The organism is Pseudoclavibacter endophyticus, from assembly GCF_008831085.1.
GTDB lineage: Bacteria > Actinomycetota > Actinomycetes > Actinomycetales > Microbacteriaceae > Pseudoclavibacter > Pseudoclavibacter endophyticus.
The window spans coordinates 933,633-955,844 of sequence record NZ_WBJY01000001.1 but is presented as its reverse complement, the minus strand read 5'-3'; the positions used below and the strand labels follow the sequence as shown (position 1 = coordinate 955,844).

Genomic DNA, 22,212 nt, shown 5'->3' with positions numbered 1-22,212 from the left:
TGTCAGCCGGTACGGTCGGAATACCCGCGGTCGCCGCCGGGTCCCGCGCCGACGGCCACCGGCTCGGCTGGCGAAGCGCTCGCGTCCGGCCCCCCATTGGCCACGAAACCAATGAGCCAGTCGCGAAGCTCGGGCCCGACCTCGTCGTGCCGACAGGCGAGCTCGACCACGGCCTTGAGGTATTCGAGCTTGTTGCCAGTGTCGTACCTTGAGCCGCGGTGCACGACGCCGATGACGCCGCCCGCGTCGGGCGCGCCGGCCAGCGCCTGCAGGGCGTCGGTGAGCTGGATTTCGCCGCCGCGACCGGGCTGCGTGCGCTCGAGCACCTCGAACACCTCCGGGCGCAGCAGGTAGCGCCCGATGATGGCGAGCCGCGATGGCGCCTCGGCTGGGGTGGGTTTCTCGACGAGGCGCGTGACGCGCACGAGGTCGTCGTCGGCGCCCGGCTCGTGCGCGACGACGCCGTACGACGACACCTGCGACTCTTCCACCTCCATGAGCGCGATGACCGAGGCCTTCGTCTCGTGGTGCACCTCGATCATGCGCCGCAGCAGCGCGCCGCCGTCGTTGATGATGTCGTCGCCGAGCAGCACGGCGAACGGCTCGTCCCCCACGTGCATCTTCGCCCGGAGCACGGCGTGCCCGAGGCCAAGCGGATCCCCCTGGCGCACGTAGTGCACGTCGGCCAGCTCGGTCGACGCGCGGACGCGCTCAAGGTTGCCGACGGCCCCGCGCTCGAACAGGGCGGCCTCGAGCTCGGCCACCCGATCGAAATGGTTCTCGAGCGGCGCCTTGTTGCGACCCGTGATCATGAGGACGTCGCCGAGGCCGGCCGAGACCGCCTCTTCGACGACATACTGGATCGCGGGGCGGTCGACGACCGGCAGCATTTCTTTCGGAATCGCCTTCGTGGCCGGCAGAAATCGCGTACCGAGACCGGCAGCGGGAATGACCGCCTTTGTCAGCGTTTGGGGCATGGCCACGATGGTAGTGCGCACGAACGGCGACGCGTGACGCCTACCCTGGTTGCCATGACCGACAACGCCGTCGCCCGTAAAAGCGCCATCCGTGCCGAGGTTCGCCGACGGCGGCGCGCCCGACCGCAGGCCGAACGCGACGCGGCCGACGCCGCGATCGCTCGGCACGGCCTCGAACTGGCCAGCGAGTTGAGGGCCGAGTCGGTGGCGCTCTACCTCTCCACCCCGACCGAACCGGGCACGCGCGGCCTCATTGCGGCGCTCGACAACGAGGGCATCCGCGTGCTGCTCCCCCGCCCGACCCTCGACGGCGGGCTCGAGTGGGTGTGCTCGGGCGGCGGCGAGCTGATGACGCCCGGGCTCGGCACACCCGAGCCGATCGGAGCAGCCCTCGCCGGCGACCCGCTCGGCGACGCCGATCTCGTGTTCACGCCCGCGTCGGCCGTCGACCGCCACGGCGGGCGACTCGGCTGGGGCGGCGGCTACTACGACCGCGCGCTCGTAGGTATCCGGCCGGTGGATGCTGTGGCCGGCGGCACGGAACCGGTCCGCGCCCCCATCGTCACGATCGTCTTCGACGACGACGTGCTCGATTCGGTGCCGACCGAGCCGCACGACGTGCCGATCGACGGGGTGCTCACGCCGTCCGGCCTGCTTCGCTTCGCTCCGGGTTGACCCCACGGGCCGAGCCCAGCTGCCACCGCACGCACCACGGGCCCGGCTCCACGCAGGAGCCGGGCCCGAGCGGCCGTCGCCGGGGGAAACTACTCGCTCGAACCGGCCGGCGTCGACGTCTCAGCCGCCTCGGCGGCCTCGATGGCCTCTGCCTCTTCGAGCGTGACGACCGGGTACACGCCGTTCTCGTCGTGCACCTCACGGCCCGTGACGGGCGGGTTGAACACGCACGCGACACGCAGGTCGGTGCGGGGGCGCACGCGGTGCCGGTCATGGTCGTTGAGCAGGTAGATCGAGCCGGGGCGAAGCTCGTACACCTCGCCCGTGCCGAGGTCTTCGATCTCCCCTTCACCCTCGATGACCCAGACGGCCTCGATGTGGTTCTGGTAGCAGAACTCCGACTCGGTACCCGCGTACAGCGTCGTCTCGTGCAGCGAGAACCCCACGCGGTCGCGCGCGAGGATGATGCGCTTGCTGCGCCAGTTCTCGGTCTTGATATCGGCGGCCGTGTCGGTGATCTCGTCAAGCGTCCGAACGATCATGGTGATCCTCTCGTTTCCGCCTCGGAGCTACGCCCCGAGGACCTCTGCGACGGCGGCGTCGATGATGTCGAGGCCGCGATCGAGCTGGGCATCCGTGATGGTGAGCGCTGGCATGAGCTTGAGGACCTCGCCCTCCGGCCCGGAAGTCTCGATGAGCAGGCCGCGTTCGAATGCCCCGCGGGCGACCGCGTCGGCCTGCGCGCCGGTGGGCAGCTGCAGGCCTCGGGCCAGGCCCCGGCCTTTCGCGACGAGCTGCCCCTCACCGTCGGCGTCAGTGTGCTTGGCGACGAGGGAGTTCCAGCGCGACTCGACTCGAGCCCCCTTCTCGAGGGTCGAGCGCTCGAGCGTGTCGTCGCGCCAGTACTCGTTGATCGCCGCGCTCGCCGTCGCGAAGGCCGGTGCGATGCCCCGGAACGTACCGTTGTGCTCGCCTGGCTCCCAGATGTCGAGGTCGGGCCGCACGAGCGTGAGGGCCATCGGCAGTCCGGATGCGCCGATCGACTTCGAGAGCGTGACGATGTCGGGCACGATGCCCGCCTCTTCGAAGCTGAAGAACCCGCCAGTACGACCGCATCCCATCTGGATGTCGTCGACGATGAGCAGGATGTCGTGCCGCTTGCACAGGTCGGCCAGTCCTCGGAGCCACTCGGCCCGCGCCGCGTTGATGCCTCCCTCGCCCTGGACGGTCTCGACGATCACGGCGGCCGGGGTGTTGAGCCCGCTCCCGCTGTCGCCGAGCAGGCGCTCGAGGTAGAGGAAGTCCGGGTAGTCCCGGTTGAAGTAATCGTCGTACGGCATGGGGGTCGCGTGCACGAGCGGCACGCCCGCCCCGCCTCGCTTGAGCGAGTTGCCCGTCACCGAGAGGGCGCCGAGCGTCATGCCGTGGAACGCGTTCGTGAAGTTGACGACTGATTCGCGACCGGTGACCTTGCGCGCGAGCTTCAGCGCAGCTTCCACGGCGTTCGCCCCGCCGGGGCCGGGGAAGACGACGCGGTAGTCGAGGTTCCGTGGCTCGAGAATCACCTCGCTGAACGACTGCAGAAATTCGCGGCGCGCTGTTGTGAACATGTCGAGCGAATGGATAACGCGGTCGTCTGCGAGGTATCGCAACAGCACATCCTTGAGCACGGGGTTGTTGTGCCCGTAGTTGAGCGCACCGGCTCCGGCGAAGAAGTCGAGGTATTCGTTGCCGTGCTCGTCGTACATGACGCTGCCGACGGCGCGATCGAATACCACGGGCCAGGATCGTGAGTAGCTGCGAACTTGCGACTCGAGATTCTCGAAGATGCTGAGGTCGGTCAGTTCCGAATTTGCGAGGGCGATAGGGGCCTCCTCGGGCTCTGTCGTGGGAGGCGCTCCATCAGCGGCACGCGCGCGCCCACGGGTTGCCCGAGCGCCGCTCGGGCGCTCGGGGCTGGGAGCGGCTCCCAGACGTGTCGTTCTGTATCGGCGTCGTTCTCGGCGTTGGCCTGGAGTCGCTCAGCGGGCCGGAAGGGGGCCGATGATGTGCAGCCGCTCGGCGTCGTGCGAGTCGGGAAAGTGCTCTTCCTCGAAGAGCTCCTCCGTGACGAGCTTCGTGCCCCAGCGCTTGGCCAGGCTGCCGAAGAGATTGCGTGATGCCGTGTTCTCGGCGGTCACCGTCGTTTCGATAAAGCGAATCGGCGCTTCGCTGTTCACGTTCGACATGACGAGATCATCGACGAGGCGGCTCGCGAGGCCCTCGCCTCGGTGGCTCGCGTCGACCGCGACCTGCCAGATGAACAGCCTTTCCGGGTCTTCCGACCTTCGGTAGCCGAGAACGAATGCGACGACCTCGTCGTCCTGCACCGCGACGCGGCACGTGTCCGCGAAATCACGGACGAGGAGCAGGTACATGTACGACGAATTCAGGTCGAGTTCGTCCGTACCCTTCGCGACGCGCCACACGTCGGCGCCGTGCTCCACAGTCGGGGTGATGATTCGCGTTCCCGTAGAGCGCGAATCCTGACGTTTATCTTCAAGGAGAGTAAACATGACTTTATCAACGATATCGAGCCTTCCTGAGACTCCCAAGTGATCGGCGCGTCGCGCACGATGCTGCGGATCGCAGCGGTGGGCCTCGGGCTGCAGATGCCGGGCGAGGCGGCCTCGGGCGGATCGTACTCGTCGCCCGTGTGGTTGTGACGCGGCACGCAACGCGTACCATATTGAACTTGGAAAGTGAGTCACATGCCCAAGTACTCGTACCGTTGCACCGCATGCAGCAACGCCTTCGATATCCATCAGTCCTTCAGCGATGCGTCGCTGACCCTCTGCCCTGAGTGCGGCGGCCAGTTGCGCAAGCTGTTCGGCGCGGTCGGCATCGCGTTCAAGGGTTCCGGTTTCTACCGAAATGACCACGGAGCCGGCGCCAAGAAGCCCGCTTCGAGCACCACGGAGTCCGGGGCGAACGAGACCGGCTCGTCGTCAGACGCAGCGGCACCGTCGGCTCCGGCGAGCACTCCCCCGGTGAGCACTCCCCCGGCACCCGCCGCAGCCGGCGGCGCGTCAACGTCCGCAACCGCGTAATCGCGCATCGGTCGTCCGTGGCGGACCTCCGCCCCCGCACCGCAGCCGGTTCACCGTCCCGATCCGACTGATCGAAAGAGGGAGCGCCGTTGAAGGGCTTCAAGGACTTCATCATGCGCGGCAACGTGATGGACCTCGCCGTGGCAGTCATCATCGGCGGCGCGTTCACGGCGATCGTCGACGCGCTCGTCGCCGGCATCTTCAACCCGATCATCGCGCAGCTGTTCCAGGCCGACAACATCGCCAACGCCACCGTCTCGATCGGCGCCATCGACCTCGGCATCGGCCTGGTGATCGCTGCCGTCATCAACTTCTTCCTCATCGCGGCGATCGTGTACTTCTGCCTGATCCTGCCCGTCAACGCTCTTCAGAAGCGCGGGTACCAGCTCAAGCACGGCGGGCCGCAGCCCCGTCCCGAAGCGGCACCGACCGAGACCGACCTGCTCGCAGAAATTCGCGATCTCCTGAAGGCGCAGCGGACGGCGTAGTCGTCCCGTTCGGCCGGTCGCCGCAGACTGCGGGCCGAACCGGGGATTCGGCGCCCCCTCGACGAGTTTGCGGCTAGCGGCCGAGCGTCTCGGGGCCGCGCACCCAGACCATGCCTGACGCGACCATGACCGCCCCGGCCAGGGCGAATGCCCACCCGTACCCGAGCCCGTCGATGATGACGCCCGTCACGATCGGGCCCACGATCGTTCCGAGATCCTGCGACATCTGGAACGTCGAGAGCACCTGACCACCCGACCGCCCGTGGCCGACGATGTCGGCGGCCATGGCTTGATTCGCCGGCGCCATGAGCCCGGCTCCGAGCCCGCCGACGAAGCCGACGACGAGCAGCGACGCAATGTCCTGCACGGGGATCATCACCACGAGCGACACCCCGGCGATCAACGCGCCCCAGATGACGAGCGGTTTGCGACCGATCCGGTCGGCCGCACGCCCCGCCCACGGCAGCGACACCACGTTGCCGACAGCCGTCGTCGCGATGACGGCACCCGCCACCCACGGCTCGCTGCTCACGGCGGCCGCGACGAAGAGGGGAATCGTGGCTGCGCGGACGCCGAAATTCACCCAGCCGTTCGCGAAACCGCTCCCGAGCAGGCGGAGGAACGCTCCGTCTCGCAGCACCTCCCGCAGCGTCCGCGGCGGCAGTTGCGGCGCCGTGTCGGTGCGGGCGGTCCCGCGGTTGCGGACCGCGGAGACCGCGACGATGAGCGCCGAGATCACCATGGCGGTGCCGTACACGAAGAACGGCAGCTGCATGCCGAACTGACCGAGCAGGCCACCCGCGATCGGGCCGGAGATGTTCCCGACCAGGAACATCCCGCCCCACAGCGCCGAGACGCGACCGCGGATGCCCGGCGGCGAGTACTTTGCGAGAATGCCGGCTGACGCGATCGTGAACATGACCGAACCGACCCCGCCGAGGCCCCGATACACGAGCAGCTGCCAGTACTCGGCCGCGAATGCGGTCGCATAGGTCGAGGCGGCGACGATGAGCATGCCGGCGACGTACGTGCCGCGCTCGCCGAACCTGTTGACGAGCACTCCGCCGAGGGGCGCGCTCACGAGACGCACGAACGCGAACGCGCTCACGACAATGGCGACGAGCGTGGCGCCGACGCCGAAGCTGCTCGCAAACTGCGGAAGGACGGGCACCACCAGCCCGAAACCCAGCGCCATGAAGAAGGTGGCGACCAGGAGCGTCCAGATCTCAACCGGGATGCGCGCGGAGGCCTCGGGCGCTTCCTCGGCGTTCTCGTCGGCCCCGTCGGGATCCGGATGCCGTTCAGGCATAGTGCGGCGGGCGGTCGCGCTCGAGGCGCTCCGCGTTGCTGGCTGCGGCGGCGTCCGGCAGCACCTCAGGGCCTTCGTCGTCGCCCCACGCCCCGAGCCGGTCCTCCGCCGCGAGCTCCGCATCGATCGCGCGCCCGTCGGGGAACAGCTGCGGCGACGGGTCGACGCCAGGGACGGGCTCGGTTCGAACGCGGCGGTGTGTTCTGCCTGCCATGACCGAGTCCCCCTCGCTTGCGTCGCACCCGGCTCTCGAGCGCCGGCCCGGCCATCCGGGCCCGAGACATTCTGACCCAACGGGCAACGTCATCGCGACACGGCGCATTCCGGCGATGCCTCGGGGCCCGTTCGTCCTCCTACGGCGCTGGATCCAGACGCGGTCCCCAGCGGTATCGGCATCGACGACGTCGTCGGCCTCCGGCCCCTACCCCGGCTCGCTCTGGCTTCCGGACGATGGCTCGTCCCCTGCCACCCCGCCGGGCCGTTCCGCGGCCGGCGGCGTGCGGCCCATCGCCAGGTCGGCAGCCGCGGCCGCCGACCTGGCGGGAGCATCCGCCTCGAGTTCCCTGGCGCCCGCGAGCTCGGCTCGTGCCGTCGACGGCTCCACCTCGGTCGCCCCTGTCGGGCGCGGCACCTCGAGCGCCACGGCGATGCGTTCGGCGATCACCTCTGGCGTGGCGAACAGCTCGAACGAGTGCACGCGGAGGTAGTACCAGCCGAGGCGCTTGAGCAGTTCCGGCCGCAGGCGCAGCGACTCACGCAGGGTGGGCGCGCCGTTGCCGGCGACCTCCCCGTCGAGGGCGTCGGTGTCGATGGCGATCGCCCGTCCCCCGTATGCGGCGGCGAGGGGCACGCGACCTCGGTAGTCGAGCTCGACGCGCATCCCGAACGCCTCGAGCCGGTGCGCAAGATCGAGGAGCAGCGGATGCTCGTGCGCGTCGCCCGAGCGAGCGGCGAGGTCACGGGTCTCGGCCTCGCCGAGAATCTGCGCGAGCGCGAGCGTGCCAGGGGTGTAGCGCGACGGGTCCAGCTCGCTGGGGCGCACGCACGAAACGATGACGAGGGAGCGGCGAGCGCGGGTCATCGCCACGGCGAGCGCGTGCTCCCCGCGGGGCGTGCCGAGCACGCCGAAGTTCGACAGCACCTTCCCGTGCGGGGTACGTCCGAATCCGATCGAGAAGATCACGCGGTCGCGCGACTGCGCGGTCGCCTGGTCGATGGTGGTCGAGAGGAATGGCTCGCCGCGCTCCTGCGTGAAGAACGACGCGAGGTCCTGGCGCCTCGAGACCGCCGAGTAGACGGCCTGCTGCACGCGCGCCGCGTGGCGGGGCGACGCGGTCACGACCATGAGCGACTCTCGTGGACGGTGGAGTGCGTGGTCGATGACGAGCTCGACGACGCGCGTCACCTCCGCATCGGTCGACTCGACCGCGCCAGACGTGGGGTCTGGCATGCCGGTGCCGCCCTCGACGAACACGTACGACAGGCTGGGGTGTCCCAGGAAGGTGCCCGCCCAGGGCATGGCGCGAATCTCGCCGCCGTAGAAGCGGCGGTTCACGAGCTCCGCGAGGTCCTCGCCGCCCGCCCGGTAGCTGTGCGTGAGGCGGAACTCGGGAAGCAGCGACGCGAGGCGGGAGAAGATCGAGTCGTCGGCCCGGGTCTCGAGGTCGGCCGGCGTCTCGTCGGCCTGATCGAGCTCGACGTCGCCGCGCACGGCGATGGAGAACGGCCCGGGCAGCTGCGTCACCGGGTCGCCGAACGCGACGAGCTGGTCGGCGCGGCGCACGGTGCCGATCGCCTCGGCGGTCGACACCGCGGCGGCGTCGAGCAGGATCGCGGTGTCGAACGTGATGCCGGAGGCGATGAGCGGCACGTCGCCCGGGCTCGCGACCCACACCTTGGCGACCGGCTGCGACACGTTGCCGGCCTCGGCCGCAAGGCGCGTCGGCGAGACGCCTGGGCTTCGCAGCATCGCGCGAAGGGCTTCGGCCTCGTCGGCGTGGTCGACGATCGCGACGCGCCACTCTTCCGCGAGCTGCCAGCGCAGGCGCGCGGCACCGGCCTCGGTGTGCGCCTGATCGACGGTGCGGAAATCGCTCTCGAGTCGGGCGAGCGTGCGCGTGTTGGCCGACAGCAGTGCCTTGTCTCGCTCGAGCGCGTCTTCCAGCACCGATTGCCACCAGGCGAGTTCGAGTTCGGCGGCCAGGTCGTCGGGGGCGACGTGCCGGTCGGCGAGGTCGGTGAGGAGAGGCTCGAGACCAAGCTCGCGCAGCTTCTCGGTGATGCGCAGGCGCTCGACGAGATTGTGCAGCACCTCGCTCTCGGCGGCCAGCTCGTCAAGCCGCCCGGGCAACTCATCGAGCGGCATATCGGCGAGCGGCATATCGGCGAGCGGCAGGGCACCGGCTTCGACGAGCGGTTCATCGATGATGCGCAGTTTCTCGGCGATCTCGCGGTGGCGGGCCCGAACCTCCGCGATGCCCGTCGGCACGGTGGGCGTCGAACCGTCGGTCGAGTACCGCTGCCAGAGGATCCGCTGACGCTGCACGAGCTGCAGCGCCTCGTGCAGGTCGCCGACACTCAGGCCAGGGCGCACGTACTCGCGGGCGAGCTGCTTCAACTGGCGTCGCCGCGACGAGCTCATTTCGGTCGTATCGCGACGCGGCCCCGTCGCCACGATGAGGTCTGCGAGCGACCGGTCGAAGACCTCGGGGCGGAAGCGATCGAGCGTCTCTCGCACATCCAGCAGCAGCCGCAGGTAGATGCCGAGCTCGGCGAAGGTCGCCGCCGGCCGCAGCCGGGTCCGGCCCACCAGTTCGCGCGCGTCGGTCACGACGTCCCACAGCCGGCCTCCGGCGAGCTCGATGGCGGTCTGCTGGGCGAGGTTCGCGTCGTCCATCGATTCGAACGCCACGCCGTACCAGGGAGAGTCGTCGGGTCCGTACTTGAATTCGCCGAGCCGGCCCACTTCGCGCAGCTGGGCGGCGACCTCGTCGCGGCCGGTCGCGAGCCGCACGATCGTGTCGCGGTCGAGCCGAGCGGTCGTGGCCGGCGGGATGTCGGCGAGTTCGAGGGCGCTGAGCTCGTCGAGCGCCTGTACGACGCTGACGCCGGTCTCCTGGTCGACGCGGTGCAGCGCCGCGCGGTAGTCGGCGAGCACGTGTCGCAACCGCACGAGGGCGTCGTTGAGGTCGGTGAGCTGCGGTCGCTCGGCACGCTCGTTGCGGGCGATGGCCGCGATCATGTCGCGACGGAGCGTGCGCGGCGTCACCGTCAGCCCGTCGAGCCCGATGGCGCGAAGTCGCTGGCGGATGGCCTGCAGACTCGCCGATCGCGGGCTCACCACGAGCACGTGCTTCCCTTCGCCGACGAGCGAGCCGATGGCGTTCACGACGGTCTGGGTCAGCCCCGCACCGGGCATCGCGCCGACGACGAGCGAGCGGCCGCTCACGATCTGGTCGATCACGCGCTCCTGCTCGCTGTCAGCGTCGAGAAGCAACCGGTCGGTCGTCGGATCGCGGTGGTCCGGGCTGACCCGCTCCGCGTCACCCCGGGGCTCGTCCTCGGTCGCGAGACCGGGTCCGCCATGAGCGCGTCGCAACCCCTCGATGGCCTCGTCATCGCCCGCGAGCGCGCGCAAAGCGGGATGGGCGAGGTCGGCCGTCGACGCGTCGAACACCATGGCGTCGGCGATATCGCCGAAGCTCGAGACCACCACCCTCGCGGACACGGTGGCACCCGTGATGCCCGCGATGGCCTCACGGACGTGGTCGAAGACGGGCTGCGGCAGGAACGAGTCGGTGCCCTTCGCGAGGGCGAGCAGCTCACGCGGCACAAGACGCACGCCGAACTGATTGGCGAGCGCCCGCACGAGCGAGGCGTTGACATGACTTTGCCCCTTCAGCAGCACCTCGTAGTCGCGACCGAGTCGACGCAGCGAGATGGGGCGTGTGAGGATGGGGGCGCGGTGGTGAAGACCGTCGTGGGTCCACTCGACAATGCCGGTCGCGAGGGCGATTGTGCTCATGCCGCGGCTCGAGACGAGTTCGCCGCCCTTCCGCGCAATGCGGTCTGCGGCCTCACGGACGCCCCGGAACGTCGTGCTTTCGCGCACCAGGTTCGACAGCAGCACGGGCTTCTCGGCCACGAGCGCAGCGATGCCCCCGGGGTGTGCGCTCGTGAGCTCGATGAACGTGCCCGGCTCCTCGAGGAAGAAGAGCAGCGTCGCCGGTCCCCCGACGACGGACAGCGAGTCGAGCCAGCTCGCGCGGGCAGCCTGCAGCGTCGCCGAGCGACGCTCGGCCTCGGCGCGCTCACGCTCGAGGCGCTCGATGTCGGCGCGGTCACGATCTGCCCGGTCGGTGTCGTTCGAGGCGTCGCCGGCGACGGGCTCGGTCGTCGTGTCCGCACCGGGCCGCGCGCGTCGAGTCGAGGCGCGATTGGCCACGGCCTCGGCGACCCATGACGCCGGCCCCTCCTCGCTCTCATCGAATTCCGTGGCCGTGCCGATGCGCCCACGAATCCTGTCGTCGTCGGCCGTCGCCGAACGGCCTCGCACATGCTCGCGAACGTCGGTCAAATCTTCCGTGGTGGCGACCTCACCGGACGCCCCGGTCCCGCCCCCGAGCCGTTCCGGCTCGGGTGGCGCCGGCTCACGCTTCCGAAATAGGCCCCACACGGTTGTCACGGTAAGGGAACGCCACTCACGAATCGCGCACCGCGCCCGAGTGTTTCGTGAATCCGCCGCGAGGTTGGTGCACACAATCGCCCAGATCAACGCCGGATTGTGTACAGAGTGACGGGGCGTTCTGGTGTGACTGGAGTAAAGCATTCGTTGGATGAAGTGCCGTCGCCGATGCTTCCGGATGCGCTCATGGTTCGTTCGCGTACCGGTGCCGTGCTCGCGCTACCATGTCGGGGCTGGCCTCTGTAGCTCAAAGGAAGAGCAGGCGCGTCCTAAGCGAACGGTTGGGGGTTCGAGTCCCTCCAGGGGCACCGAGCTGCGACGACGAGATGGTCCCTACTCCCGCGGAATCAGGTGGGAGTAGGAGCCTTCGTCGTTCCGCTGCTTGTAGGTCCATTCGGGACAAAATGGGCCCGTTCCGGCGCACGTTGTGTTCAAAACGTGTCCACGGTCACGCCGCGCGTCGCCCGCGTATCCGGTCCTCGACCACCTCCAGATGCGCCCGGCACGGACGGGGTCGAGCTTGACGCGCTCGGGACTCGTGACGACGTCGATCAACGCCTGGTATTCCCGCGTCGGCGTCGTCCCGAGCGCGGCGATGATCCGGTTGTCCTTCAATACGCCCGGGCGCGGGTGACGGCTCTCAAAGGCGACGATCTGCTCCGGGCTCATGGCCGCAAGGGTACGGGCGCCGGCCGACATCACGCGGAGGGCGGCGAGCTCGCATGCTCGGCACCGCACGTCGCCGGCGTGCTGCACGGTCCAGGCGCATCGTTTTCGGCGTGTCGGGCCCGGCGAGCGCTCAGCGCGCGGCGCGTTCGTCTACTTCCCGAGAGCGGCGCGCACCGTCATGCGGTTCACGCCGGCGCGGCGGGCGATCTCGCTTTCGCTGACACCGGCGTGAGCGGCGGCGATGATCGCGCCTCGCAGGCGGTCCATGGCCTGTGCTTTGGCGCGGCGCGCCGTGCCGAGCTTGGCAGCGAGTTGATCGAGGGTGGTGTCGCCCAGGATGACTTGCGTGGCGCCGGAGAGGACGTCCTCGCGCTCGCCAGCCTGCTCGAGCGGGTAGATGCGTTCGGCGGCGTCAGCGGCGGCATTGATCGCGTCAAGCTGCTCGTCGTTGGGCTGGGCGTGGCCAAGCCATGAAATGAGGTCGCGGGTGGTCATGGTGTGCCTTTCGGTCTTGGATGGGGCGATTCCCCTTCCGAGCACGAGAGTTGGAGCCGCGCATGTTCGAACGTCCCAGGATGGAAGCGACGTTGGCGGCTTTGCGCGAGGCGCGAACGCGAGCCGCGGCGCCTACGGAGGTCGAGGCTGAGCTGCTGCATGCGTTCGTCCACGACACCCAGGATGCAGGGAAGTCAGTGCGGGAGACCGCTGCACTACTGAATGTTTCGAAGAGCACCATGGCGCGTCATCGGCGGGTGGGGCAGCTCCGATCCTTCACCTCGCGGGGTCGCGCACTTCCGCGCCGAGGCCGCAGACCGGTAACGACCGTTTTCGGCGCGGCCGGCGCCGCCGGGCCGCGCCCGCGGCGTGGTGCGGGCGGACTGTCGTTAAACGCGGCCGAAATTCGCGCCATGTCGGGTGCGGGGCGAGGCAGCCCGCCATCACGCGGCACGTAAACGGGTTCGAGTCCCTCCAGGGGCACTGATCGCACGGCCCCGCCTCCCCGCACTCCCGGGCGAGGCGGGGCCTTCGCGTGATGGCTGCGGTGTCGGTGCCAGAACGGGCAGCATCCGCACACCGTCGCCGTGCGCCGACCTCTCGGCCGCGATCGCCGTGCCCGCCGTGCCTGCCCGTCGTCGGCGCGTCGTCGGCGAGGTTTATGCTGGCGCAGTTCCCGACACGGCGCGCCCCGCCACGGCCCTCCCGGTGCGCGCCCGCCAATGCGGAGGTGCAGCATGTCCGAGTCTTCGACGCCCGACACGATCAACCTCTTGATCGACGAAGGCAAGCTCACCGAACTCGCCGAGCACCTTCGCGCCTCGTCCGAACGCGACACGGTCTGGGCGCTCGAGCGCATCCCGCGCGACCACGCCGCGATCGCGTTCCGGCTCCTCGAAAAAGACGCCGCAATCGAGGTGTTCGACGCCCTCGACCCGGCTGCACAGGCCGACCTCGTCAGCGAACTGGGCCACCACCACCTCGCCGACGCGTTCTCGCAGCTCGACCCGGACGAGCTCGCTAGGCTCCTCGATGAGCTTCCCGCGCGCGTGGCGAAGCGCGTGCTGCGCGAGTTCCCGCCCGATCAGCTCGAGCCCGTCAAGACGGTCCTCGGCTACGCCTCGGGCACCGTCGGGCGAGAGATGTCACCCGTTCCGCTCTCGGTGCGGGCGAGCACCACCGTGGCCGACGCGCTCGACCGGGTGCGCGCCTCCGACCACACGATCGACGAGCTCGCCGGAATTCCCGTCGTGGGCGACGACGGGCGATTCATCGGTGTCGCGGCCTTGCTTGATCTCGTACGAGGCCGCCCGGACGCCCCCGTCGCCGACGTCCTCAGCGACAACCCGCTCGTGACGCACACCGGCGACTCCGCCGAGGTGCTCGCGCGTCACGTGCTCGACGACCTGGATGAACTCTTCGCGCCCGTGCTCGACAGGGAAGATCGCGTTGTCGGTACGTTCACCGCGCTCGACGCGGCCAGGGTGAGCAGGAACGCGGTGTCGGAGGATCAGGCCCGTGCCGGCGCGAGCGAGCCGCTCGGCCGCCCCTATCTTCGGACGCCCGTGCTGCGCGTTGCGCAGTCGCGCGTCGTGTGGCTCCTGGTGCTCGCCGTTTCGGCCGTCCTGACGGTGCAGGTGCTCGAGATCTTCGAGGCGACGCTCGATCAGGTCGTGGCGCTCGCGCTGTTCATTCCGCTGGTCACGGGCATCGGCGGCAACACGGGCTCGCAGTCGGCGACCACCGTGACGCGCGCACTCGCGCTGGGCGACATCAGGAAGAGAGACGTGCTCCGCGTCGCGTTCAAGGAGGTCCGCACTGGCCTGCTCCTCGGGGTCGTGCTCGCCGTCCTGGCGTTTCTCATCGCGTCGCTCGTGTACGGCCCTGCAATAGGTGCCGTCATCGGCCTCACCATCGCGGTCAACTGTCCCATCGCCGCGATGGTCGGCGGGGTCATCCCGCTTCTCGCGACGGCCTGCCGGGTCGATCCCGCAGTGTTCTCGACACCGTTCATCTCGACATTCTGCGACGCGAGCGGCCTGCTGCTGTACTTCACCGTCGCCCGCACGGTGCTGCAGCTGTAGGGACGCCTGGCGAGGGTCAGCCGGCGCCCCGCCGCGCCACTCGGTCGTGCGACCTTTCAGCCTGTGAAATGCCGGTGGCATGGCCCCGCCCGTGCGAGCAGCATCGGTCGCGAGGCTCGCCGTGGAGCCCTGCGAGCGGGCATGCCCGGGCACGCGGCGCCGCGTGAAGGAGGAGCGATGCACCTGACCGACGAAGAGCAGCGGATGCGCGAGGGCGTCGAGGGCCCGGCGACCGCGGCAGCCATGGACCTGCTCGTCCGCTACGGCGAGGCACTCGGTGCCGAGCGGCTGTGCCGCGTGCGCAACGTGGCCGGCACGATGACGCAACCGTCGCCCGTCAAACGCAAGCTCGTCGAGGAGGGCGGCTGGGCCAAGTCGTTCTCGGTGATCAACCTCGACTGCGACGACGACATCCCGATTCCCCGGATGAAGGTGCCGACGTGCCAGCTGCAGTCGGGCTTCGGTCCCGACTCGATCGACATCGTCCCCTACCCGCCGGAGAACGTCGAGCTGCAGACCGACGGCGAAGCGTACTTCGGCGCGCACGGCGTCAACATCCTCTCGACCTGCACGCCGTACCAGGTGGGCAACCTGCCGGTTCGCGGCGAGCACGTCGCGTGGATGGAGTCGTCGGCCGTCGTCTACGCCAACTCGGTGCTCGGGGCCCGCACGAACTGCGAGGGCACCGCCTCGACGGGCGCCGCCAGCCTCACCGGCCGCGTGCCCTACTGGGGCAACCACCTCGACGGCGAGCGCTACGGCGACGCGCTCTTCCAGGTCGACGTGGCGACCGAGACGTTCCAGGACTGGGGCATGCTCGGCTACTTCGTCGGCGACGTCGTTCAGGAGGGCAAGCCGGTCATCACGGGCGACGCACTCGGCTTTCCTGAGCTCGCCGACCTCAAGCACTTCGGCGCCGCCACCGCAACGGCCGGCGGCGTCGAGCTCTTCCACATCCCCGGCATCACCCCGGAAGCCGCGACGATCGAGCAGGCGTTCGGCGGCCGCGCCGCGCCAGAGCCGGTGCACTTCGGTGAGCGCGAGCGCCGCTGGGCCTACGACGCGCTCAACAGCCAGGGCGAGTCCGACGAGGTCGACTTCGTGCTGCTCGGCTGCCCGCACGCCTCCATCGATCAGCTGCAGCGGGCCGCGGCGGCCCTCGAGGGCAAGCGGCTCAACCCCGGAACCGAGCTGTGGATCATGACGCCGCGCGCGCTCCGCACCATCGCCGATGCCTCGGGCTACACGCAGGTCATCGAGCGCGCCGGTGGTCGAGTGCTCACCGACTCGTGCCCGGCCATGTCGAAGGCGGCGCCGAGCGGCACCCGCGTGTTTGCGACCGACTCGGCGAAGCAGGTGCACTACCTGCCCGCGATCCTCGGCATCGAGGGGTGGTTCGGCACCCTCGAGGAATGCGTGGACGCCGCGGTCACCGGCCGCTGGCGGGGCGAGCTGCGATGAGCGTCACCGAGCACAGCGGCGGCGTGACCGCCCCCGGTGACGCGGTGCCTCCCCCGCTCGAGCTCGTCGGTCGCGGCCTCGTGCCGGGGGTGGTCGAAGGCGAGGCCCTCGTGTCGTCCGAGACTGTCTCGGGGTGGGGCGGCATCGACCCGGCCCGCGGCGTGATCATCGAACGCCGCCACGAGCTGCAGGGCGTGTGCTTCACGGGCAAGGTTCTGGTCTTCCCCGGCGCCAAGGGATCGAGCGGCTGGGCGAGTTTCTTCCAGAGCACGCGGTTGCTCGGCACCGCGCCGCTCGCCATGGTGTTCACGACGATCACGACGAAGGCCGCCCTCGGTGCCGTTGTAACGCGCGTGCCGTCGGTCTCCGAATTCGGCGATGGCGTCGACCCGGTCGCCGAGATCCGCACGGGGGATCTCGTGCGGGTCGACGGGGATCGCGGCGTCGTCACGGTGCTGCGCCGGGCGTGACGCCGGCAGCGGCGATCACCTCGCGCTGCCCCGGGCCCGGACGCTCGGGTTACCCCCCATGGACGAGCGCACCGTCGGAACGGGATCATGGTGGTGTCGTCGACGAATGACGACGCGGCCGGCCTCCCCCGCCGACCGCCCCCGCCGATCTTGGAGCGCTCATGCCCGAGCACCGCACCAGCGCAGCCACCGCGATGACCGCCGCCGTCTCCCGCGAATTCGGCGCGCCGGAGGTCGTGCGTCACGCGCGCGTCGCGAAGCCCCGTGCGCCCCACCCCGGCGAGGTCCTCATTGGCGTCCGGGCTTCGACCGTGAGTATCGCCGACTCCCGCGTCCGCGCAAAGCGGGTGCCCACGGGCACGAGTCTGCTCGCGTCGTTCACGATCGGCTTCCGCGCCCCGCGCATCCCCGTGCTCGGCATGGACTGTTCCGGCATCGTCGAGGCCGTCGGCGAGGGCGTCACGCACGTCGCGCCGGGCGACGAGGTCATCGCCCTGCTCGGCTCCGCCTTCGGTGGGCACGCCGAGTACGCGATCGTCGGCACGACGTCGACCTCGGTGGTGCGCAAACCGGCGAACCTCTCGTTCGAGGAGGGCGCCGCCATCGTCTTCGGCGGCTGGACGGCGCGCACGTATCTCGACGTCGCCGGCGTCAAGGCGGGCGACACTGTGCTCGTCAACGGCGCATCCGGCGCGGTCGGCACGGCCGCCGTGCAGCTCGCGGCACACGCGGGTGCGCACGTGACCGGCGTGTGCAGCGCCCGCAACGCCGACCTCGTCTCGTCCCTCGGCGCCGACCGGGTCATCGATTACACGACGACCGACCCCGTCGACGATCAGACGCGCTATGACATCGTGGTCGACAACGTCGGCAACATTCCCTTCGAGCGCCTCGCCACTGCAGTGAAGCCGGGCGGCACGGTGCTCGGTGTCATCGCGGGCCTGCCCGACATGATCAAGGCACCGATGCGCGGGCTCCGCGCGGGCATCCGCGTCGTCCCCGCGAATGCCCCGTTCGACCGCCACGCGCTCGAGCGCGTCGCGGAGCTCGCCACCGTCGGCGCTTTCAGACCCGTCATCGACCGAACGTACGAGTTCACCGACATCGTCGCGGCGCATCGCTACGTCGACACGAATCGCAAGCGCGGCAACGTCGTCGTCCGCGTGCCGTAAGCGCCAGGGCGCACGACCGAAAACGCGCCCCGGGCATCCATCTCTGGATGCTCGGGGCGCGTTCGCGTCTGCGTCGCCGGCGCCGCCTAGATCGACACGACCTTCGGCTGCGAGACGTGCTTGAGCCCCTCGATGCCGAACTCGAGGCCGTAGCCCGACTGCTTCGCGCCACCGAACGGCACGCGCGGGTCGATCGCGCCGTGCTTGTTGATCCACGTCGAACCAGCCTGCAGCTTGGCGGCGACCTCGAGCGCCTTCTCGCGGTTCGACGACCACACCGACGACCCGAGGCCGTACTCCGAGTCGTTCGCCCACTCGATCGCCTGCTCGACCGTGGAGTACTTGATGATCGGCAGCGCCGGGCCGAACTGCTCCTGCTGAACGAGTTCGTTCTCGTTGCTGATGTCCGCCACGAGCGTCGTTGGGAAGAAGTAGCCAGGCTGATCGTCGTTCGCCTCGCCACCGAGCAGCACGCGGGCTCCAGAAGCCTTCGCCTTGTCGACGAGCTCCTTCACCGTCTCGTACTGACCCTTGTTCTGCAGGGGCCCGAGCACGTTGTTCTCGTCGAGCCCGTTGCCCATCGGCGAGTTCTTTGCCACCTCGATGAGCGCCTCGCAGACGGCGTCGTAGATGTCCTCGTGCACGTAGAGGCGCTTGAGCGCCGCGCACGTCTGACCCGTGTTGATGAACGCGCCCCAGAAGAGGTCGCCCGCGATGGCCTGCGGGTCGGCGTCGGGCAGCACGATGCCCGCGTCGTTCCCGCCGAGCTCAAGCGTGAGGCGCTTCACGGTGCTCGCGGCATCGGCGGCGATGGTGCGGCCGACCGGAGTCGAGCCCGTGAACATGATCTTGGCGATGCCCTCGTGCTTCGTGAGCGCCGAACCGACCTTGCTGTTGCCCGGCAGCAGGATCAGCACGTCGGCCGGGAGCACCTCGTTCATGACGTGCACGAGTGCGGCGACCGAGAGCGTCGTCGAGCTGGCGGGCTTCGTGACGACCGTGTTGCCCATACGGAGCGAGGGCGCGAACTGCCAGATGGCGATCATCATGGGCCAGTTCCAGGGGTTGATCGCCGCAACGACACCGAGCGGCACGTAGCGGAGCTCGGAGTAGCCGGTCTCGTCGTCGAGCAGCACCTCGGGCTTCAGATCGAACGACGCAGTTGCACGCAGCCAGTTGGCGCAGGCGCCGACCTCGAAGCGGGCGTTCGGCCCGTTGAGCGGCTTGCCCTGCTCGCGCGAGAGCAGCTCGGCGAGCGCCTCGGCGTTGGCGTCGATCGCGTCGGCGGCCTTGTCCAGGTAGGCCTTGCGCTCGTCCTCGGGCAGCGCCGCCCACGACACCTGGGCTGCGGTGGCACGGGCGACGATGTCGTCGAGCTCGGACAGCTCGGCAACGGGAGCCCGGCCGACCAGTTCACCGGTCGCCGGGTCGAAGACATCGCGACCCCCTTCGGCTGGCTGAATGGCGGAGAGCAGCTCGGCGGCGTTTGCGTAAGTGGTCATTCGTTTCCTCACTTCATTGCGGGGGTGGGTGACGGCACCCGACAGCGCCGTCGGTCACGCAGACTGTGCGGCACGCGCAGCCGCTGCGGCCCACGTGGCCACGCCACTAGTGTGTCGTGTCACCTTGTACGCCGGCCGGGCCGAGCACCGGCAGCATGAAACCGTGCGCCAGGGATCAAGTCCTCGGGGCGCGGCCCCGTCCGTTCGGCCCAGTTGCTCGGCGCCGGCCGATTCCGGCGACGAGCGCGACGTCACCGCCGCGGATCGCGCTGATGCGTCACGCCGAGGCGTCGCCAAGCACCTTCGCGGTCGCGCGCTCGATGATGTCGATGCCCCGGTCGAGCTCTTCGTCGGCGATCGTGAGCGCCGGCAACAGCTTCACCACCTCGTCGTCGGCTCCCGCCGTCTCGATGACGAGGCCGTCGCCGAAGCAGGCAGCCGTGATGTGTTCGACGACGGCCGGATCGGGGAAGACGAGCCCGCGCGCAAGTCCGCGTCCACGCGTCTCGAGGCCGGCGGCCGGATGCGACGCCGCGATGGCACGGAGCCGCTCGTCGGCGTGCTCGCCCTTGCGTCGCACCTCACGCTCGAGCGCGTCGTCGGTCCAGAACAGCCGCAGCGCCTCGGCCGCCGTCGCGAACCCGAGGCCGATACCGCGGAAGGTGCCGTTGTGCTCACCCGGCTGCCAGACGTCGTAGTGCGGGTGGAACATCGTGAGCGACATGGGGATGCCGAAGCCCGAGATCGACTTCGACAGCACGACAATGTCGGGCACGATGCCGGCCTCTTCGAAACTGAAGAACCCGCCAGTACGCCCGCATCCCATCTGCACGTCATCGACGATGAGCGGCAGCTCGAACTCGGTGCACAGCGCGCGAAGACGCTGCAGCCACGCGACACTCGCCACGTTGACGCCGCCCTCTGCCTGCACGGTCTCGACGATCACGCCGGCAGGCAGATCGAGGCCGCTGGACGAGTCGCGAAGCGACGACTCGAAGTAGTCGAGCGTGTCGACGCCTGGACCGAGATAGCCGTCGAACGGCATGACCGTTCCCCCGGCGAGCGGGATGCCGGCGCCACCGCGCTTCTTCGCGTTGCCCGTGACGGCAAGGGCGCCGAGCGTCATGCCGTGGAAGGCGTCGGTGAAGCACACGATGTTCGTGCGGCCGGTCACCTTGCGCGCGAGTTTGAGCGCCGCCTCGGTGGCGGTCGTGCCGGCGGGGCCGGGAAACATGAGCGTGTAGTCAAGACCGCGCGGCTCGAGGACGAGACGCTTGAACGTGTGAATGAAGTCGGTGCGCGCCGTCGTGAACGTGTCGAGCGTGTGCACGAGGCGATCGTTCGCGAGGTGGTCGACGAGCACCTGCTTGAGACGCGGGTCGTTGTGACCGTAGTTGAGCGCGCCGGCGCCCGCGAAGAAGTCGAGGTACTCGGTGCCGTCACTCGCGACGAGGGTCGAGCCGACGCCCCTCTCGAACTCGATCGGCCAGGAGCGTGAGTAGCCGCGGACGTTCGATTCGAGCGCGGCGGTCGATACGTCAACGTTCATGCGGAGGCCTCCTCGGGTGTGGCGGGGCCCGCGTTCGAGCGAGAGCGCTGCTGCGGTGCCCGTGCCGGGGCGGATGCGCGGTGGCACCGCTCGGCATCTCGGCGATTGTACTCGGCGCGCGCGTCGGGACTCGGAGGCGGCCCTGTCATCCTCGAGGCGGATTCCTCCCGCTGCCCCGTGCCACGGACACGCGGTGCGACCTACGCTGAGATGCCCGCCACGGAACGGCTGGGACGGGCGTAGCGGGGCCCGCCGTCCCTCCGTGCTCGGTGCCGGCGCGGCGACCCCACCTCGGACGAGGGAGACGGCAATGCGAAGTGCGCTCTTTGATCAGGCCAACCAGGAGAAGCAGTCGGGCCAGCGTTGGACCCTGCAGTCGAACAAGATGCTGAGGGTCCTACTCGGGCCGGAGGTCATCGCCGCCCAGGGAGCGATGGTCGCCTACCAGGGCCAGATGGACTTCGCGTACCAGGGGTCGAAGGGCCTCGGCAACATGATGAAGAAGATGGTGTCGGGCGAGGGAGGCAACGTCATGCGCGTCACCGGTCACGGCGAGGTGTTCTTCGCGCGGCGCGCAGAAGACGTCTTCTTGATCGAGCTGACGGGCGACGCCCTCACGGTCAACACCTCGAGCTTGCTCGCATTCGATGGCAACCTGCAGTGGGACGTCAAGATGATCGGCAACGCCGGCATGATGGCGGGCGGGCTCTTCAACCTCCAGGTGCAGGGCGCCGGCGTCGTCGCGGTGTCGAGCGACGGGCCGCCCATGCTGCTCGACTGCTCGCAGCAGCCCACCTTCGTCGACCCGCAGGCCGCCGTGTGCTGGTCGGCCAATCTCACGCCGCAGATCAAGAGCACCTTCAAGGCCGCGTCGCTCATCGGCCGTGGCTCGGGTGAGTCGTTCCAGCTCGGGTTCCACGGGCCGGGATTCGTCGTCGTGCAGCCGAGCGAGGGGCAGGCGGTCGTCGCCGCCTCGTAGCCGCCGGGGAGCATCCGCGGTGGCGTCCACCCGATCGAGGTCGGAGCCGCTCGCTGCGCATACCGTCAACGCGGTTGACGCACCCGCTTCTACACTCGCCGTATGCCACAGTTGGAAGCCTCCGCGACCGTCCCCCTCTCGCCCGCGGAGGCATTCGCCCTCGCGCACAGCGTCGGCGACGAGCGCGCCGCGTGGGATCCGTCGGTCGCGACCGCGAAGTGGCTCAGGGGCGCCACCGGCCCGTCGGCCGGCGCAGCACTCTTTACGAAGTCGCGCAACGGCCGCCGCCGCATTCTGCGCTTCGAGTTGGTCGACCCGGATCGCCTCTCGAGCGCACGGCTCATCAAGGGGCAATCGCAGCTCGCCGATTACGGCGAAGGCATTCGCATCGAGCCGGTCGACGGCGGCAGCAGCATCACCTGGAAGGTCGTGTACAAGGTGCGGTCGCCACTCGCGGCGCCCACGGTCGGACGACTCCTGCAGCCCGTCTTCGAGCGCGAACTGCACTCGCGCCTCGCCGCTTTCGTCGCGGCGGCCCGGGGCCGCGCCGGTACCGGCCAGCGGCCGAGCCGGTTCGACCCCGACCCGAGCGACGACTGACGGGACCCG

General features: G+C 69.6%; 20 protein-coding genes. 9 read left to right on the top strand and 11 right to left on the bottom strand.

Features of this window, described 5'->3' with window-relative positions:
- Positions 1-2 precede the first annotated feature (2 nt).
- A complete protein-coding gene (gene galU, locus F8O04_RS04090; protein WP_158028043.1) occupies positions 3-977 on the bottom strand; it encodes a UTP--glucose-1-phosphate uridylyltransferase GalU in 975 nt (324 codons plus the stop codon).
- Positions 978-1,031: 54 nt separating this feature from the next.
- Here galU and F8O04_RS04085 point away from each other — a divergent pair, with 54 nt between their 5' ends.
- Positions 1,032-1,652: a 5-formyltetrahydrofolate cyclo-ligase gene (locus F8O04_RS04085; protein ID WP_158028042.1), complete on the top strand. Its 621-nt coding sequence runs from the start codon at positions 1,032-1,034 to the stop codon at positions 1,650-1,652.
- A gap of 89 nt (positions 1,653-1,741) precedes the next feature.
- On the opposite strand, the gene F8O04_RS04080 is transcribed toward F8O04_RS04085, so the two are convergent.
- The 3 genes from F8O04_RS04080 to ectA form a co-directional block, all read right to left on the bottom strand.
- Positions 1,742-2,194 (bottom strand): ectoine synthase, encoded by a 453-nt coding sequence (locus F8O04_RS04080; RefSeq protein ID WP_158028041.1) that lies wholly within the window; start codon positions 2,192-2,194, stop codon positions 1,742-1,744.
- Between the two features lie 27 nt (positions 2,195-2,221).
- Complete coding sequence (gene ectB, locus F8O04_RS04075) at positions 2,222-3,430, bottom strand: diaminobutyrate--2-oxoglutarate transaminase (protein ID WP_444544318.1); 1,209 nt, start codon at positions 3,428-3,430, stop codon at positions 2,222-2,224.
- A gap of 243 nt (positions 3,431-3,673) precedes the next feature.
- Positions 3,674-4,567, bottom strand: coding sequence for a diaminobutyrate acetyltransferase (gene ectA / locus F8O04_RS14995; protein ID WP_225734976.1), 894 nt, complete (start codon positions 4,565-4,567; stop codon positions 3,674-3,676).
- Here ectA and F8O04_RS04065 point away from each other — a divergent pair.
- Both F8O04_RS04065 and mscL read left to right on the top strand, forming a co-directional pair.
- Positions 4,451-4,741, top strand: coding sequence for an FmdB family zinc ribbon protein (locus F8O04_RS04065; protein WP_225734975.1), 291 nt, complete (start codon positions 4,451-4,453; stop codon positions 4,739-4,741). The genes ectA and F8O04_RS04065 overlap by 117 nt on opposite strands.
- An 89-nt stretch (positions 4,742-4,830) precedes the next feature.
- On the top strand, positions 4,831-5,229 hold the full coding sequence (gene mscL / locus F8O04_RS04060) for a large conductance mechanosensitive channel protein MscL (RefSeq protein ID WP_158028037.1): 399 nt from the start codon (positions 4,831-4,833) through the stop codon (positions 5,227-5,229).
- A 73-nt stretch (positions 5,230-5,302) separates the two neighbouring features.
- Here the strand turns inward: mscL and F8O04_RS04055 are convergent, their stop codons facing one another.
- The 5 genes from F8O04_RS04055 to F8O04_RS04035 form a co-directional block, all read right to left on the bottom strand.
- A complete protein-coding gene (locus F8O04_RS04055) occupies positions 5,303-6,538 on the bottom strand; it encodes an MFS transporter (protein WP_158028036.1) in 1,236 nt (411 codons plus the stop codon).
- Positions 6,531-6,752 (bottom strand): hypothetical protein, encoded by a 222-nt coding sequence (locus tag F8O04_RS04050; RefSeq protein WP_158028035.1) that lies wholly within the window; start codon positions 6,750-6,752, stop codon positions 6,531-6,533. The genes F8O04_RS04055 and F8O04_RS04050 overlap by 8 nt, the downstream gene beginning before the upstream one ends.
- A gap of 207 nt (positions 6,753-6,959) precedes the next feature.
- The gene (locus tag F8O04_RS04045) at positions 6,960-11,114 is read right to left on the bottom strand and encodes a DEAD/DEAH box helicase (protein WP_188726283.1); all 4,155 of its coding nucleotides are present in this window, start codon (positions 11,112-11,114) and stop codon (positions 6,960-6,962) included.
- Between the two features lie 441 nt (positions 11,115-11,555).
- The gene (locus tag F8O04_RS04040; RefSeq protein ID WP_188726284.1) at positions 11,556-11,891 is read right to left on the bottom strand and encodes a DUF3263 domain-containing protein; all 336 of its coding nucleotides are present in this window, start codon (positions 11,889-11,891) and stop codon (positions 11,556-11,558) included.
- Between the two features lie 150 nt (positions 11,892-12,041).
- Positions 12,042-12,386 (bottom strand): hypothetical protein, encoded by a 345-nt coding sequence (locus F8O04_RS04035; RefSeq protein WP_158028033.1) that lies wholly within the window; start codon positions 12,384-12,386, stop codon positions 12,042-12,044.
- Between the two features lie 737 nt (positions 12,387-13,123).
- On the opposite strand from F8O04_RS04035, the gene mgtE reads away from it, so the two are divergent.
- From mgtE to F8O04_RS04015, 4 genes are all read left to right on the top strand, one after another.
- Positions 13,124-14,470, top strand: a complete 1,347-nt coding sequence (mgtE, locus tag F8O04_RS04030; RefSeq protein WP_158028032.1) for a magnesium transporter — start codon at positions 13,124-13,126, stop codon at positions 14,468-14,470.
- A 177-nt stretch (positions 14,471-14,647) separates the two neighbouring features.
- Positions 14,648-15,931 (top strand): aconitase X, encoded by a 1,284-nt coding sequence (locus tag F8O04_RS04025; protein WP_158028031.1) that lies wholly within the window; start codon positions 14,648-14,650, stop codon positions 15,929-15,931.
- Positions 15,928-16,401 (top strand): aconitase X swivel domain-containing protein, encoded by a 474-nt coding sequence (locus F8O04_RS04020; RefSeq protein WP_158028030.1) that lies wholly within the window; start codon positions 15,928-15,930, stop codon positions 16,399-16,401. The genes F8O04_RS04025 and F8O04_RS04020 overlap by 4 nt, the downstream gene beginning before the upstream one ends.
- A gap of 161 nt (positions 16,402-16,562) precedes the next feature.
- Entirely contained in the window at positions 16,563-17,573 is a 1,011-nt protein-coding gene (locus F8O04_RS04015) for an NAD(P)-dependent alcohol dehydrogenase (RefSeq protein WP_158028029.1), read from the top strand.
- A gap of 86 nt (positions 17,574-17,659) precedes the next feature.
- Here the strand turns inward: F8O04_RS04015 and F8O04_RS04010 are convergent, their stop codons facing one another.
- Together F8O04_RS04010 and ectB (F8O04_RS04005) are read right to left on the bottom strand one after the other, a co-directional pair.
- Complete coding sequence (locus tag F8O04_RS04010) at positions 17,660-19,075, bottom strand: aldehyde dehydrogenase family protein (protein WP_158028028.1); 1,416 nt, start codon at positions 19,073-19,075, stop codon at positions 17,660-17,662.
- 277 nt (positions 19,076-19,352) lie between these two features.
- Complete coding sequence (gene ectB, locus F8O04_RS04005; RefSeq protein ID WP_158028027.1) at positions 19,353-20,624, bottom strand: diaminobutyrate--2-oxoglutarate transaminase; 1,272 nt, start codon at positions 20,622-20,624, stop codon at positions 19,353-19,355.
- A gap of 310 nt (positions 20,625-20,934) precedes the next feature.
- Between ectB (F8O04_RS04005) and F8O04_RS04000 the strand changes: the two genes are divergently transcribed.
- Positions 20,935-21,603 carry an AIM24 family protein gene (locus tag F8O04_RS04000; protein ID WP_158028026.1) on the top strand — a complete coding sequence of 223 codons (669 nt, stop codon included), beginning with the start codon at positions 20,935-20,937 and terminating at the stop codon, positions 21,601-21,603.
- Between the two features lie 102 nt (positions 21,604-21,705).
- Complete coding sequence (locus F8O04_RS03995) at positions 21,706-22,203, top strand: SRPBCC family protein (protein ID WP_158028025.1); 498 nt, start codon at positions 21,706-21,708, stop codon at positions 22,201-22,203.
- Positions 22,204-22,212: the final 9 nt, after the last annotated feature.